The following is a 13,003-nucleotide window of genomic DNA, read 5'->3' as shown; positions in this document are numbered from 1 at the left end:
AGAGTAAGGAATATAGCCGTGTCTAAAGAAAAATTTGAACGTTCCAAACCGCACGTTAACGTTGGTACTATCGGCCACGTTGACCACGGTAAAACTACCCTGACTGCAGCAATCACCACCGTTCTGGCTAAAACCTACGGCGGTTCTGCACGTGCTTTCGACCAGATCGATAACGCGCCAGAAGAAAAAGCTCGTGGTATCACCATCAACACTTCTCACGTTGAGTATGACACCCCGACTCGTCACTACGCGCACGTTGACTGCCCAGGGCACGCCGACTACGTTAAAAACATGATCACCGGTGCTGCTCAGATGGACGGCGCTATCCTGGTTGTTGCTGCGACTGATGGCCCTATGCCACAGACCCGTGAGCACATCCTGCTGGGTCGTCAGGTTGGCGTTCCTTTCATCATCGTATTCATGAACAAATGCGACATGGTTGATGATGAAGAGCTGCTGGAACTGGTAGAAATGGAAGTTCGTGAACTTCTGTCTGCTTACGACTTCCCTGGTGATGACCTGCCGGTTGTTCGTGGTTCAGCGCTGAAAGCACTGGAAGGCGAAGCTGAGTGGGAAGCTAAAATCATCGAACTGGCTGGCTACCTGGACTCTTACATCCCAGAACCAGAACGTGCTATCGACCTGCCGTTCCTGCTGCCAATCGAAGACGTCTTCTCCATCTCCGGTCGTGGTACCGTTGTTACCGGTCGTGTTGAGCGCGGTATCGTTAAAGTTGGCGAAGAAGTTGAAATCGTTGGTATCAAAGACACCGTTAAGTCTACCTGTACCGGCGTTGAAATGTTCCGCAAACTGCTGGACGAAGGCCGTGCTGGTGAGAACGTTGGTGTTCTGCTGCGTGGTATCAAGCGTGAAGACATCGAACGTGGTCAGGTACTGGCTAAACCAGGTTCTATCAAGCCGCACACTCAGTTCGATTCAGAAGTGTACATCTTGAGCAAAGAAGAAGGTGGTCGTCATACTCCATTCTTCAAAGGCTACCGTCCACAGTTCTACTTCCGTACAACTGACGTGACCGGTACCATCGAACTGCCAGAAGGCGTTGAGATGGTAATGCCTGGTGACAACGTGAACATGGTTGTTACTCTGATCCACCCAATCGCGATGGATCAAGGCTTGCGTTTCGCAATCCGTGAAGGCGGCCGTACTGTTGGCGCTGGTGTTGTTGCTAAAGTTATCGCTTAATCGCGAATAATTTTTCGACACAAAAAGAGGGCACTTCGGTGCCCTTTTTTTATGCAATTCGCTCAAATCTTAATTGAAATAAAAAGCATTCCTATTTAGACTTACAGCATTGGTTAAGAAGTGAGTCTCTCTATGTATGTATGTCTGTGTAATGCCGTGACTGACAAAGCGATCCGTAGGGCCGTGCGTCAGCATAATCCGCATACCATGAAACAACTGCGTGAACTGGTCCCTATTGGTACCGATTGCGGAAAGTGCATTCGTCAGGCCAGACAGATTATGGTGGAGGAAAGCGGAACCATTATTCATATGCACGAAGTTGCCTAACTAAAGGTAAGGTTATTTTTTGACTCTTGGCTTACAGCTTCTACACTTTTAGAACTGGCCAGGAGGAATTACCTATGAAAGGCGATAAAAAGATCATTGCTCACCTCAACAAGCTGCTCGGTAACGAGCTGGTTGCCATCAATCAATATTTCCTGCACGCCCGAATGTTCAAAAACTGGGGTTTAACTCGCCTCAATGACAAGGAATACCACGAGTCGATCGATGAAATGAAGCATGCCGATCGTTACATCGAGCGTATTTTGTTTTTGGAAGGTATCCCGAATTTGCAGGACCTCGGCAAGTTGAATATTGGCGAGGATATTGAAGAAATGCTGCGTTCCGATCTGGCCCTGGAGTTGGATGGCGCCAAGAGTCTTCGCGAAGGCATCGCTTACGCTGATTCCATCCATGACTATGTCAGCCGTGATTTGATGATAGAGATCCTGGCCGATGAAGAAGAGCATATCGACTGGTTGGAAACCGAACTGGATTTGATAGATCGCCTGGGGATTCAGAACTACGCACAGGCCCAGCTCTAGCAGAGCAGCACCAGTTTTTCATTTAACAAATACGCTCCCCAGCCGGCAGGCTTTCTCTCTGGCAGGGCGGGGGAGCAGGCACAACGCTGTATCGAAATTCCTCGCATGCCCCTGTTTATCACTTACCGATGTGCCGTCCAAGAAATAAAGCTGCAAAAAATGTCGATATCCTGAGCATATTTCCATCTGTGCCTTGCTTCTCGCTCTGTTTTGCGTATAATGCGCGGGCTTACCTAATCTTGGTAAGCCTGATTTTAGCGAATCAGTCGATTGGCAAGTTTGTTTTGCCTTTCGAACAATACTCCCGATATGGGGGTTATATGTTGACGATTACACTCCCCCATCAATCGAAATGGGTGTGAGGAGTAATTATTTACGTTTATAAATAATTGGAGCTCTGGTCTCATGCAGAACCAAAGAATCCGTATCCGCCTGAAAGCGTTTGATCATCGTCTTATCGATCAATCAACCGCGGAAATCGTCGAGACTGCTAAGCGCACTGGTGCGCAAGTCCGTGGTCCGATCCCGCTGCCAACTCGCAAAGAGCGCTTTACCGTTCTGATCTCTCCGCACGTTAACAAAGACGCGCGCGATCAGTACGAAATTCGCACTCACAAGCGTCTGGTTGACATCGTTGAGCCAACCGAGAAAACCGTTGATGCTCTGATGCGTCTGGATCTGGCTGCTGGTGTAGACGTGCAGATCAGCCTGGGTTAATCAGGTCATTGAGCGATTGAGAGGTTGAAACAATGATTGGTTTAGTCGGTAAGAAATTGGGCATGACTCGTATCTTCACTGAAGATGGCGTTTCTATCCCAGTAACCGTGATTGAAATTGAAGCGAACCGCGTGACTCAGGTCAAAGACCTGGCTAACGACGGGTACCGTGCCGTTCAGGTTACTACCGGTAGCAAAAAAGCTAACCGCGTGACCAAACCGGAAGCGGGCCATTTCGCTAAAGCTGGCGTTGAAGCTGGCCGTGGTCTGTGGGAATTCCGCACTGCTGAAGGTGAAGAATTTACTGCAGGTCAAAACATCAGCGTAGAAATCTTCGCTGAAGTTAAAAAAGTCGATGTTACCGGTACTTCTAAAGGTAAAGGTTTTGCTGGCACTGTAAAGCGCTGGAACTTCCGTACCCAAGACGCTACCCACGGTAACTCCTTGTCTCACCGCGTTCCGGGTTCTATCGGTCAGAACCAGACTCCGGGCAAAGTGTTCAAAGGCAAGAAAATGGCTGGCCACCTGGGTGACGAGCGTGTAACCGTTCAAAGCCTGGACGTAGTACGTGTTGACGCTGAGCGCAACCTGCTGCTGGTTAAGGGTGCTGTACCGGGCGCAACCGGTGGCAACCTGATCGTTAAACCAGCTGTGAAGGCGTAAGGGGATAGCAATGGAATTAGTATTGAAAGACGCGCAAAGCGCGCTGACTGTTTCCGAAACTACCTTCGGTCGTGACTTCAACGAAGCGCTGGTACACCAGGTTGTTGTTGCTTATGCAGCAGGTGCCCGTCAAGGTACTCGTGCTCAGAAGACCCGCGCTGAAGTGACTGGTTCCGGTAAAAAACCGTGGCGCCAGAAAGGTACCGGCCGTGCGCGAGCAGGTTCTGTAAAGAGCCCGATCTGGCGTTCAGGTGGTGTGACCTTCGCTGCAAAGCCACAGGACCACAGTCAGAAAGTAAACAAAAAGATGTACCGCGGCGCGCTGAAAAGCATCCTGTCCGAACTGGTACGTCAAGATCGTCTGATCATTGTCGAGAAGTTCTCTGTAGAAGCGCCTAAAACTAAGCTGCTGGCACAGAAACTGAAAGATATGGCTCTGGAAGATGTGCTGATCGTGACCGGTGAACTGGATGAGAATCTGTTCCTGGCTGCTCGCAACCTGTACAAGGTTGACGTGCGCGATGTAGCAGGTATCGACCCGGTTAGCCTGATCGCCTTCGACAAAGTGGTTATGACTGCTGATGCTGTGAAGCAAGTTGAGGAGATGCTGGCATGATCCGTGAAGAACGTCTGCTGAAAGTGCTGCGTGCACCGCACGTATCTGAAAAAGCATCCGCTGCGATGGAAAAAACTAACACCATCGTACTCAAAGTTGCCAAAGACGCGACCAAAGCAGAAATTAAAGCTGCAGTGCAGAAACTGTTTGAAGTCGAAGTCGAAGACGTTAACACCCTGGTAGTTAAAGGGAAAGTGAAGCGTCACGGTCAGCGTGTTGGTCGTCGTAGCGACTGGAAAAAAGCTTACGTCACCCTGAAAGAAGGCCAGAATCTGGACTTCATCGGCGGCGCAGAGTAAGTCGGAGGAGTAAGAACAATGGCAATTGTTAAATGTAAACCTACATCTCCGGGTCGTCGCCACGTTGTTAAAGTGGTTAACCCTGAGCTGCACAAGGGTAAACCTCATGCCCCGTTGCTTGAGAAACTGAGCAAAAGCGGTGGCCGTAACAACAATGGCCGTATCACCACCCGTCATATCGGTGGTGGCCACAAGCAACATTATCGTCTGGTTGACTTCAAACGCAACAAAGACGGTGTGGCTGCAGTGGTTGAGCGTCTGGAATACGATCCGAACCGTTCCGCGAACATCGCGCTGGTTCTGTACAAAGACGGCGAACGCCGTTATATCCTGGCGCCGAAAGGTCTGAAAGCTGGTGACCAGATCCAATCTGGCGTTGATGCTGCAATCAAGGTAGGTAACGCCCTGCCAATGCGCAACATCCCAGTGGGTTCAACGGTTCATAACGTAGAAATGAAACCAGGTAAAGGCGGTCAAATCGCTCGCTCTGCTGGTGCCTACGTTCAGATCGTTGCACGTGATGGTTCCTACGTAACTCTGCGTCTGCGCTCAGGCGAAATGCGTAAAGTTCCAGTTGATTGCCGCGCCACCTTAGGTGAAGTCGGTAACGCTGAACATATGCTTCGCGTTCTGGGTAAAGCAGGTGCTGCACGTTGGCGTGGTGTTCGTCCTACCGTTCGCGGTACGGCGATGAACCCGGTCGATCACCCGCACGGTGGTGGTGAGGGTAAAAACTTTGGTAAACACCCAGTAACACCATGGGGCGTTCAGACCAAAGGTAAGAAAACCCGTAGCAACAAGCGTACTGATAAGTTCATCGTACGTCGCCGTAGCAAAAAATAATTAGAGGATAAGCCATGCCACGTTCTCTCAAGAAAGGTCCTTTTATTGACCTGCACTTGCTGAAGAAGGTAGAGAAAGCGGTGGAAAGCGGTGACAAGAAGCCTTTGCGCACTTGGTCCCGTCGTTCAACGATCTTTCCTAACATGATCGGTTTGACCATCGCTGTCCATAATGGTCGTCAGCACGTACCAGTGTTCGTTTCCGATGAAATGGTCGGTCACAAACTGGGTGAATTCGCGCCGACTCGCACTTATCGCGGCCATGCGGCTGATAAAAAAGCTAAAAAGCGCTAAGGTAGGAGGAAGAGATGGAAACTATCGCTAAACATCGCCACGCTCGTTCTTCTGCACAGAAGGTCCGCCTTGTTGCAGACCTGATCCGCGGTAAGAAAGTGTCGCAAGCTCTGGAAACTCTGGCCTACACCAACAAGAAAGCTGCTGGTCTGGTTAAGAAAGTGCTGGAGTCTGCCATTGCTAACGCAGAACACAACGATGGCGCTGACATCGATGATCTGAAAGTCACGAAAATCTTCGTAGACGAAGGCCCAAGCATGAAGCGCATTATGCCGCGTGCAAAAGGTCGTGCAGATCGCATCCTGAAGCGCACCAGCCACATTACTGTGGTTGTGTCCGATCGCTGAGACTCTGGAGACTAGCAATGGGTCAGAAAGTACATCCTAATGGTATTCGCCTGGGTATTGTCAAACCTTGGAACTCTACTTGGTATGCGAATACCAAAGAATTCGCTGACAACCTGGACAGCGACTTTAAAGTTCGTCAATTCCTGATTAAGGAACTGGCGAAAGCTTCCGTTTCTCGCATCGTTATCGAGCGTCCTGCGAAGAGCATCCGTGTGACTATTCACACTGCTCGTCCAGGCATCGTTATCGGCAAGAAAGGTGAAGATGTCGAAAAACTGCGTAAGGTCGTAGCGAACATCGCTGGCGTTCCTGCGCAAATTAACATCGCCGAAGTCCGTAAACCGGAACTTGACGCTAAATTGGTTGCTGACAGCATCACTTCACAGTTGGAACGTCGCGTTATGTTCCGTCGTGCTATGAAGCGTGCTGTACAGAACGCAATGCGTCTTGGCGCTAAAGGTATCAAAGTTGAAGTAAGCGGCCGCCTTGGCGGTGCTGAAATCGCGCGTACCGAATGGTACCGTGAAGGTCGTGTTCCGTTGCATACACTGCGTGCGGATATCGATTACAACACATCTGAAGCGCACACCACTTATGGTGTAATCGGCGTTAAGGTATGGATCTTCAAAGGTGAGATCCTGGGTGGTATGGCTGCAGTTGAACAACCGGAACCGGCTGCTCAACCTAAAAAGCAGCAGCGTAAAGGCCGCAAGTAAGGAGAGTCGCTGATGTTACAACCAAAGCGTACAAAATTCCGTAAGATGCACAAAGGCCGCAACCGTGGTCTGGCGCAGGGTACGGATGTTAGCTTCGGCACTTTCGGTCTGAAAGCTGTTGGCCGTGGCCGTCTGACTGCTCGTCAAATCGAAGCAGCTCGTCGTGCAATGACTCGTGCAGTTAAGCGTCAAGGTAAAATTTGGATCCGTGTATTCCCGGACAAACCAATTACCGAGAAGCCGCTCGAAGTGCGTATGGGTAAAGGTAAGGGTAACGTGGAGTATTGGGTTGCCCTGATCCAACCTGGGAAAGTCCTGTACGAAATGGACGGTGTACCAGAAGAGGTCGCCCGTGAGGCATTCAAGCTGGCTGCAGCTAAATTGCCGATCAAAACCACCTTTGTAACTAAGACGGTGATGTAATGAAAGCACAAGAGCTGCGTGAAAAAAGCGTTGAAGAGCTGAACACTGAGCTGCTCAACCTGCTGCGTGAGCAATTTAACTTGCGCATGCAGGCGGCAAGTGGCCAGCTGCAACAAACTCACCTGTTGAAACAAGTGCGTCGTAATGTCGCACGCGTTAAGACTTTACTGACTGAAAAGGCGGGTGTGTAAATGACTGATATTAACCGTACTCTGCAGGGTCGTGTTATTAGTGACAAAATGGAGAAATCCATGGTTGTTGCTATCGAGCGCACGGTGAAGCACCCGATCTACGGGAAATTCATCAAGCGTACGACCAAGCTGCACGTACATGACGAGAACAACGAATGTGGTATCGGTGACGTGGTAGAAATCCGCGAATGCCGTCCACTGTCTAAGACTAAGTCTTGGACGTTGGTTCGCGTTGTAGAGAAAGCGATTCTGTAATAGAGTAGCTGGCTCTAACTTATAAACGGCTCAGAAAATGAGCCGTTTATTTTTTCTACCCATACTTTGGAAGCGGTGTTATAATGCTGCGCCCTCGGTTATGGGGCTTTTCAACGATCTAGTAATAGGTCCTAAAGTTGTAGTTGACATTAGCGGAGCACTAACATGATCCAAGAACAGACTATGCTGACCGTGGCCGACAACTCCGGTGCATGTCGCGTAATGTGTATCAAGGTTCTAGGTGGCTCGCACCGTCGCTACGCAGGCATTGGCGATGTCATCAAAATTACCATCAAGGAAGCAATTCCTCGCGGTAAGGTGAAGAAAGGCGATGTGCTGAAGGCGGTAGTGGTGCGCACCAAGAAGGGTGTACGTCGCCCGGACGGTTCTGTCATTCGCTTCGATGGTAATGCATGCGTTATTTTAAACAATAACAGCGAGCAACCTATCGGTACGCGTATTTTTGGGCCGGTAACTCGTGAACTGCGTAATGAGAAGTTCATGAAAATTATCTCTCTGGCACCAGAAGTACTCTAAGGAGCGAAACATGGCAGCGAAAATCCGTCGTGATGACGAAATTATCGTGCTTACCGGGAAAGACAAAGGTAAACGCGGTAAAGTAAAAAATGTCCTGTCTGCTGGTAAGGTCATTGTTGAAGGTATTAACCTGGTTAAGAAACATCAGAAGCCGGTCCCGGCCCTGAACCAACCAGGTGGCATTGTTGAAAAAGAAGCTGCAATTCAGGTTTCTAACATTGCTCTCTTCAACGCGGCTACCGGTAAGGCTGACCGTGTAGGCTTTAGATTCGAAGACGGGAAAAAAGTCCGTTTCTTCAAATCTAACAGCGAAACTATCAAGTAATTTGGAGTAATACGATGGCGAAACTGCATGATTACTACAAAGACGAGGTAGTCAAACAACTGATGTCTCAGTTTGATTACAACTCTGTCATGCAAGTCCCTCGGGTCGAGAAGATCACCCTGAATATGGGTGTTGGTGAAGCGATCGCTGACAAGAAACTGCTGGATAATGCAGCAGCGGATCTGGCAGCAATCTCCGGTCAAAAGCCGTTCATCACCAAAGCACGCAAATCTGTTGCAGGCTTCAAAATCCGCCAGGGCTATCCGATCGGCTGTAAAGTAACTCTGCGTGGTGAACGCATGTGGGAGTTCTTTGAGCGACTGATTTCCATTGCTGTTCCACGTATCCGTGACTTCCGTGGCTTGTCCGCTAAGTCATTCGATGGCCGTGGTAACTACAGCATGGGTGTGCGTGAGCAAATCATCTTCCCAGAAATCGACTATGACAAAGTCGACCGCGTTCGTGGTTTGGATATTACCATTACCACTACTGCGAAATCTGATGATGAAGGCCGCGCGCTGTTGGCTGCTTTTAACTTCCCGTTCCGTAAGTAAGGCAGGGTTACTGATGGCTAAGCAATCAATGAAAGCACGCGAAGTCGTTCGCGTGAAACTGGCTGAAAAGTACCGCGCTAAACGCGAGGAACTGAAAGCTATCATTTCTGGTGTGAACTCTTCCGACGAAGATCGTTGGGATGCTGTTCTCAAGCTGCAAACTCTGCCGCGTGATTCCAGCCCGTCTCGTCAGCGTAAACGCTGCCGCCAAACTGGCCGTCCACATGGTTATGTGGGCAAATTCGGGTTGAGCCGTATCAAGTTACGTGAAGCCGCTATGCGCGGTGAAGTACCAGGCTTGAAAAAGGCTAGCTGGTAATTACCAATTGAATCACGGGAGTAAAGACAGATGAGCATGCAAGATCCGATCGCGGATATGCTGACCCGTATCCGTAACGGTCAAGCCGCGAACAAAGTTGCGGTCACCATGCCTTCCTCCAAGCTGAAAGTGGCAATTGCCAACCTGCTGAAGGAAGAAGGTTTTATTGAAGATTTCAAAATCGAAGGCGACACCAAGCCTGTTCTGGAACTGGTACTGAAGTACTTCCAGGGCAAGGCAGTGGTAGAAAGCATTCAGCGAATCAGCCGTCCAGGTCTGCGTATCTACAAGAAAAAAGATGCGCTGCCAAAAGTTATGGCTGGTTTGGGTATTGCTGTTATTTCTACCTCTAAAGGTGTTATGACCGATCGTGCAGCTCGCCAAGCAGGTCTTGGTGGCGAGATTATCTGCTACGTAGCTTAATTCGGGAGGAAAGAATGTCTCGTGTTGCAAAAGCACCCGTCGTCATTCCTGCCGGCGTAGAGGTAAAACTCAACGGTCAGGTTATTTCGATAAAGGGTAAGAACGGCGAGCTGACTCGTACTGTCCACAGCGCCGTTGAAGTGAAGCAAGAAGCTAATGCACTGACTTTCGCCCCGCGCGAAGGTTTTGCAAACGCATGGGCCCAAGCGGGTACCACGCGCGCTCTGCTGAACGCAATGGTCGTTGGTGTTACCGAAGGCTTCACCAAGAAGCTTCAACTGGTAGGTGTTGGTTATCGTGCTGCTGTTAAAGGCAACGTGGTGAATTTAGCTTTAGGCTTCTCTCACCCGGTCGATCACCAGCTGCCAGCAGGTATTACTGCTGAATGCCCAAGCCAAACTGAAATCGTGCTGAAAGGCGCTGATAAACAAGTTATTGGCCAGGTTGCTGCAGATCTGCGTGCCTACCGCCGTCCTGAGCCTTACAAAGGCAAGGGTGTCCGTTACGCCGACGAAGTCGTGCGTACCAAAGAGGCTAAGAAGAAGTAAGGTAACACTATGGATAAGAAATCTGCTCGTATCCGTCGTGCGACCCGCGCACGCCGTAAGATCAAAGAACTGGGTGCAACCCGCCTGGTGGTACATCGTACCCCGCGTCACATTTACGCACAGGTAATTGCTCCAAATGGTTCTGAAGTACTGGTAGCCGCTTCTACTGTAGAAAAAGCTATCACAGAGCAATTGAAGTATTCCGGTAACAAAGACGCAGCAGCAGCCGTAGGTAAAGCTCTGGCTGAGCGCGCGTTGGAAAAAGGGATCTCTAAAGTCTCCTTTGACCGTTCCGGTTTCCAATATCATGGTCGAGTCCAGGCACTGGCAGATGCTGCCCGTGAAGCTGGCCTTCAGTTCTAAGGAAGAGGTTTAAGATGGCTCACATCGAAAAACAAGCTGGCGAACTGCAGGAAAAGCTGATCGCGGTAAACCGCGTATCTAAAACCGTAAAAGGTGGCCGTATTTTCAGCTTTACCGCACTGACAGTAGTTGGTGATGGTAACGGTCGCGTTGGTTTTGGCTACGGCAAAGCACGCGAAGTTCCGGCAGCGATCCAGAAAGCGATGGAAAAAGCCCGTCGCGCTATGATTAATGTTGCTTTGAATAGCGGTACTCTGCAGCACCCTGTTAAAGGTGCTCATACGGGTTCTCGTGTGTTCATGCAACCAGCTTCCGAAGGTACCGGTATCATCGCCGGTGGTGCAATGCGCGCCGTTCTGGAAGTTGCAGGGGTTCATAACGTATTAGCTAAAGCATATGGTTCTACTAACCCGATTAACGTGGTTCGTGCAACTATTGCTGCTTTGGAAGATATGAAATCCCCAGAAATGGTCGCTGCTAAGCGTGGTAAGTCCGTCGAAGAAATTCTAGGGAAATAACCATGGCAAAGACTATTAAAGTAACTCAAACAAAAAGCAGCATCGGCCGTTTGCCAAAGCATAAGGCAACCCTGATCGGTTTAGGTCTGCGTCGTATTGGTCATACTGTAGAGCGTGAGGATACTCCTGCTGTACGTGGTATGGTCAACTTGGTTTCCTACATGGTTAAGGTTGAGGAGTAACAGATGCGTTTAAATACTCTGTCTCCGGCTGAAGGTGCCAAGCATGCGCCTAAGCGTGTAGGTCGTGGTATTGGTTCTGGCCTGGGTAAAACCGCTGGTCGTGGTCACAAAGGTCAGAACTCACGTTCTGGCGGTGGCGTACGTCGTGGTTTTGAAGGTGGTCAGATGCCTTTATATCGTCGTTTGCCGAAATTCGGCTTCACCTCTCGCAAAGCTATGATCACGGCAGAAGTTCGTCTGTCTGAACTGGCTCTTGTTGAAGGCGACGTAATCGACCTGAACACGCTGAAAGCCGCTAACGTTGTTGGTGTCCAGATCGAATTCGCGAAAGTTATGCTTTCTGGCGAAATCGCTCGTCCGGTTACCCTGCGTGGTCTGCGTGTCACCAAAGGCGCTCGTGCTGCTATCGAAGCTGCTGGCGGTAAAATTGAGGAATAAGTAGCAGATGGCTAAGCAACCAGGATTAGATTTTCAAAGTGCTAAAGGCGGACTCGGCGAGCTGAAGCGCAGACTTTTGTTTGTAATCGGCGCGCTGATTGTCTTCCGTATCGGCTCTTTTATTCCGATTCCTGGTATCGATGCCACTGTGCTTGCCAAATTGCTCGAGCAGCAGAGAGGCACTATCATTGAAATGTTTAACATGTTCTCTGGTGGTGCCCTCAGCCGTGCTTCTATCTTTGCTCTGGGGATCATGCCGTATATTTCGGCGTCGATCATTATCCAGCTGTTAACGGTGGTTCATCCAGCGTTAGCAGAAATTAAGAAAGAAGGGGAGGCTGGCCGTCGCAAGATTAGTCAGTACACCCGTTACGGTACGCTGGTGTTGGCCATATTCCAGTCGATCGGTATTGCTACCGGTCTGCCGAATATGCCTGGTATGCAGGGTCTGGTGTTAAACCCAGGCTTTGCATTCTACTTTACTGCAGTCGTGAGCTTGGTTACCGGGACAATGTTCCTGATGTGGCTGGGTGAACAGATTACTGAACGCGGTATCGGTAACGGTATCTCGATCATTATCTTTGCAGGTATTGTAGCGGGACTCCCGCCGGCTGTGGCCCATACTATTGAGCAAGCCCGGCAAGGCGACCTGCACTTCCTCCTGTTGCTGTTGGTTGCAGTATTGGTGTTTGCAGTAACCTTCTTCGTTGTTTTCATCGAACGTGGTCAACGTCGTATCGTCGTTAACTATGCGAAACGTCAACAAGGTCGTCGTGTTTATGCAGCACAGAGCACACACTTACCGTTGAAAGTGAATATGGCAGGGGTTATCCCGGCAATCTTCGCTTCCAGCATTATTCTGTTCCCGGCCACGATTGCATCATGGTTTGGGGGCGGTACCGGTTGGAACTGGCTGACAACGATTTCGCTGTATTTGCAGCCAGGGCAACCGCTTTATGTGTTACTCTATGCGTCTGCAATCATCTTCTTCTGTTTCTTTTACACGGCGTTGGTTTTCAACCCGCGTGAGACAGCAGATAACCTGAAGAAGTCCGGTGCCTTCGTACCAGGAATTCGTCCGGGAGAGCAAACGGCGAAGTACATCGATAAAGTAATGACGCGTTTAACCCTGGTGGGCGCGATGTACATTACTTTCATCTGCCTGATCCCGGAGTTCATGCGTGATGCAATGAAAGTACCATTCTACTTTGGTGGTACCTCGCTACTGATCGTGGTTGTCGTCATCATGGACTTTATGGCTCAAGTGCAAACTCTGATGATGTCAAGTCAGTACGAGTCTGCATTGAAGAAAGCAAACCTGAAAGGCTATAACCGCTAACAGGTTCGTTTGAGAAGTTACGGAGA

At 49.8% G+C, this 13,003-nt stretch carries 25 protein-coding genes; all 25 read left to right on the top strand.

Going from position 1 to position 13,003, the window contains the following annotated elements; all coding sequences use genetic code 11:
- Window positions 1-18: 18 nt before the first annotated feature.
- Window positions 19-1,203 carry an elongation factor Tu gene (gene tuf, locus F8R23_RS19090; protein ID WP_112349083.1) on the top strand — a complete coding sequence of 395 codons (1,185 nt, stop codon included), beginning with the start codon at window positions 19-21 and terminating at the stop codon, window positions 1,201-1,203.
- Between the two features lie 132 nt (window positions 1,204-1,335).
- Window positions 1,336-1,530, top strand: a complete 195-nt coding sequence (bfd, locus tag F8R23_RS19085; RefSeq protein WP_129937471.1) for a bacterioferritin-associated ferredoxin — start codon at window positions 1,336-1,338, stop codon at window positions 1,528-1,530.
- A gap of 74 nt (window positions 1,531-1,604) precedes the next feature.
- A complete protein-coding gene (bfr, locus tag F8R23_RS19080; protein WP_099065725.1) occupies window positions 1,605-2,069 on the top strand; it encodes a bacterioferritin in 465 nt (154 codons plus the stop codon).
- A gap of 405 nt (window positions 2,070-2,474) precedes the next feature.
- Window positions 2,475-2,786, top strand: a complete 312-nt coding sequence (gene rpsJ / locus F8R23_RS19075; protein WP_001181005.1) for a 30S ribosomal protein S10 — start codon at window positions 2,475-2,477, stop codon at window positions 2,784-2,786.
- Between the two features lie 32 nt (window positions 2,787-2,818).
- Window positions 2,819-3,448, top strand: coding sequence for a 50S ribosomal protein L3 (rplC, locus tag F8R23_RS19070; RefSeq protein WP_012147224.1), 630 nt, complete (start codon window positions 2,819-2,821; stop codon window positions 3,446-3,448).
- Between the two features lie 10 nt (window positions 3,449-3,458).
- Window positions 3,459-4,064, top strand: coding sequence for a 50S ribosomal protein L4 (rplD, locus tag F8R23_RS19065; RefSeq protein WP_085119645.1), 606 nt, complete (start codon window positions 3,459-3,461; stop codon window positions 4,062-4,064).
- Complete coding sequence (gene rplW / locus F8R23_RS19060; RefSeq protein ID WP_012147222.1) at window positions 4,061-4,363, top strand: 50S ribosomal protein L23; 303 nt, start codon at window positions 4,061-4,063, stop codon at window positions 4,361-4,363. The genes rplD and rplW overlap by 4 nt, the downstream gene beginning before the upstream one ends.
- 18 nt (window positions 4,364-4,381) lie before the next feature.
- A complete protein-coding gene (rplB, locus tag F8R23_RS19055) occupies window positions 4,382-5,206 on the top strand; it encodes a 50S ribosomal protein L2 (RefSeq protein ID WP_099065724.1) in 825 nt (274 codons plus the stop codon).
- Between the two features lie 14 nt (window positions 5,207-5,220).
- Window positions 5,221-5,499 (top strand): 30S ribosomal protein S19, encoded by a 279-nt coding sequence (gene rpsS, locus F8R23_RS19050; protein WP_004929772.1) that lies wholly within the window; start codon window positions 5,221-5,223, stop codon window positions 5,497-5,499.
- A gap of 14 nt (window positions 5,500-5,513) precedes the next feature.
- Window positions 5,514-5,846 (top strand): 50S ribosomal protein L22, encoded by a 333-nt coding sequence (gene rplV / locus F8R23_RS19045; RefSeq protein ID WP_004391423.1) that lies wholly within the window; start codon window positions 5,514-5,516, stop codon window positions 5,844-5,846.
- A gap of 17 nt (window positions 5,847-5,863) precedes the next feature.
- Window positions 5,864-6,562 (top strand): 30S ribosomal protein S3, encoded by a 699-nt coding sequence (gene rpsC, locus F8R23_RS19040; protein ID WP_012147220.1) that lies wholly within the window; start codon window positions 5,864-5,866, stop codon window positions 6,560-6,562.
- Window positions 6,563-6,574: 12 nt separating this feature from the next.
- Window positions 6,575-6,985: a 50S ribosomal protein L16 gene (gene rplP, locus F8R23_RS19035; protein ID WP_004951171.1), complete on the top strand. Its 411-nt coding sequence runs from the start codon at window positions 6,575-6,577 to the stop codon at window positions 6,983-6,985.
- A complete protein-coding gene (rpmC, locus tag F8R23_RS19030; RefSeq protein ID WP_004951169.1) occupies window positions 6,985-7,176 on the top strand; it encodes a 50S ribosomal protein L29 in 192 nt (63 codons plus the stop codon). The genes rplP and rpmC overlap by 1 nt, the downstream gene beginning before the upstream one ends.
- Window positions 7,177-7,431 carry a 30S ribosomal protein S17 gene (gene rpsQ / locus F8R23_RS19025; protein WP_012147219.1) on the top strand — a complete coding sequence of 85 codons (255 nt, stop codon included), beginning with the start codon at window positions 7,177-7,179 and terminating at the stop codon, window positions 7,429-7,431.
- Window positions 7,432-7,596: 165 nt separating this feature from the next.
- Window positions 7,597-7,968, top strand: a complete 372-nt coding sequence (rplN, locus tag F8R23_RS19020; protein WP_151415899.1) for a 50S ribosomal protein L14 — start codon at window positions 7,597-7,599, stop codon at window positions 7,966-7,968.
- Between the two features lie 10 nt (window positions 7,969-7,978).
- Complete coding sequence (gene rplX / locus F8R23_RS19015) at window positions 7,979-8,293, top strand: 50S ribosomal protein L24 (RefSeq protein ID WP_004951158.1); 315 nt, start codon at window positions 7,979-7,981, stop codon at window positions 8,291-8,293.
- 14 nt (window positions 8,294-8,307) lie between these two features.
- Window positions 8,308-8,847, top strand: a complete 540-nt coding sequence (gene rplE / locus F8R23_RS19010; RefSeq protein ID WP_004951155.1) for a 50S ribosomal protein L5 — start codon at window positions 8,308-8,310, stop codon at window positions 8,845-8,847.
- Between the two features lie 13 nt (window positions 8,848-8,860).
- On the top strand, window positions 8,861-9,166 hold the full coding sequence (rpsN, locus tag F8R23_RS19005) for a 30S ribosomal protein S14 (RefSeq protein WP_012147218.1): 306 nt from the start codon (window positions 8,861-8,863) through the stop codon (window positions 9,164-9,166).
- A gap of 30 nt (window positions 9,167-9,196) precedes the next feature.
- The gene (gene rpsH / locus F8R23_RS19000) at window positions 9,197-9,589 is read left to right on the top strand and encodes a 30S ribosomal protein S8 (RefSeq protein WP_004951149.1); all 393 of its coding nucleotides are present in this window, start codon (window positions 9,197-9,199) and stop codon (window positions 9,587-9,589) included.
- A gap of 14 nt (window positions 9,590-9,603) precedes the next feature.
- Window positions 9,604-10,137 (top strand): 50S ribosomal protein L6, encoded by a 534-nt coding sequence (rplF, locus tag F8R23_RS18995; RefSeq protein ID WP_112349081.1) that lies wholly within the window; start codon window positions 9,604-9,606, stop codon window positions 10,135-10,137.
- Window positions 10,138-10,146: 9 nt separating this feature from the next.
- Complete coding sequence (gene rplR / locus F8R23_RS18990; RefSeq protein ID WP_037425856.1) at window positions 10,147-10,500, top strand: 50S ribosomal protein L18; 354 nt, start codon at window positions 10,147-10,149, stop codon at window positions 10,498-10,500.
- Window positions 10,501-10,514: 14 nt separating this feature from the next.
- Entirely contained in the window at window positions 10,515-11,018 is a 504-nt protein-coding gene (rpsE, locus tag F8R23_RS18985; protein ID WP_004951140.1) for a 30S ribosomal protein S5, read from the top strand.
- A 2-nt stretch (window positions 11,019-11,020) separates the two neighbouring features.
- Window positions 11,021-11,200 (top strand): 50S ribosomal protein L30, encoded by a 180-nt coding sequence (gene rpmD, locus F8R23_RS18980; protein ID WP_002213339.1) that lies wholly within the window; start codon window positions 11,021-11,023, stop codon window positions 11,198-11,200.
- Between the two features lie 3 nt (window positions 11,201-11,203).
- Window positions 11,204-11,638 carry a 50S ribosomal protein L15 gene (gene rplO / locus F8R23_RS18975; RefSeq protein WP_012147214.1) on the top strand — a complete coding sequence of 145 codons (435 nt, stop codon included), beginning with the start codon at window positions 11,204-11,206 and terminating at the stop codon, window positions 11,636-11,638.
- A gap of 7 nt (window positions 11,639-11,645) precedes the next feature.
- On the top strand, window positions 11,646-12,977 hold the full coding sequence (gene secY / locus F8R23_RS18970; protein WP_004929740.1) for a preprotein translocase subunit SecY: 1,332 nt from the start codon (window positions 11,646-11,648) through the stop codon (window positions 12,975-12,977).
- Window positions 12,978-13,003: the final 26 nt, after the last annotated feature.

Source organism: Serratia proteamaculans (assembly GCF_008830365.1).
Classification (GTDB): domain Bacteria; phylum Pseudomonadota; class Gammaproteobacteria; order Enterobacterales; family Enterobacteriaceae; genus Serratia; species Serratia proteamaculans.
The sequence above is the reverse complement of the archived record's forward strand: the minus strand, read 5'-3'. Positions and strand labels throughout refer to the sequence as shown.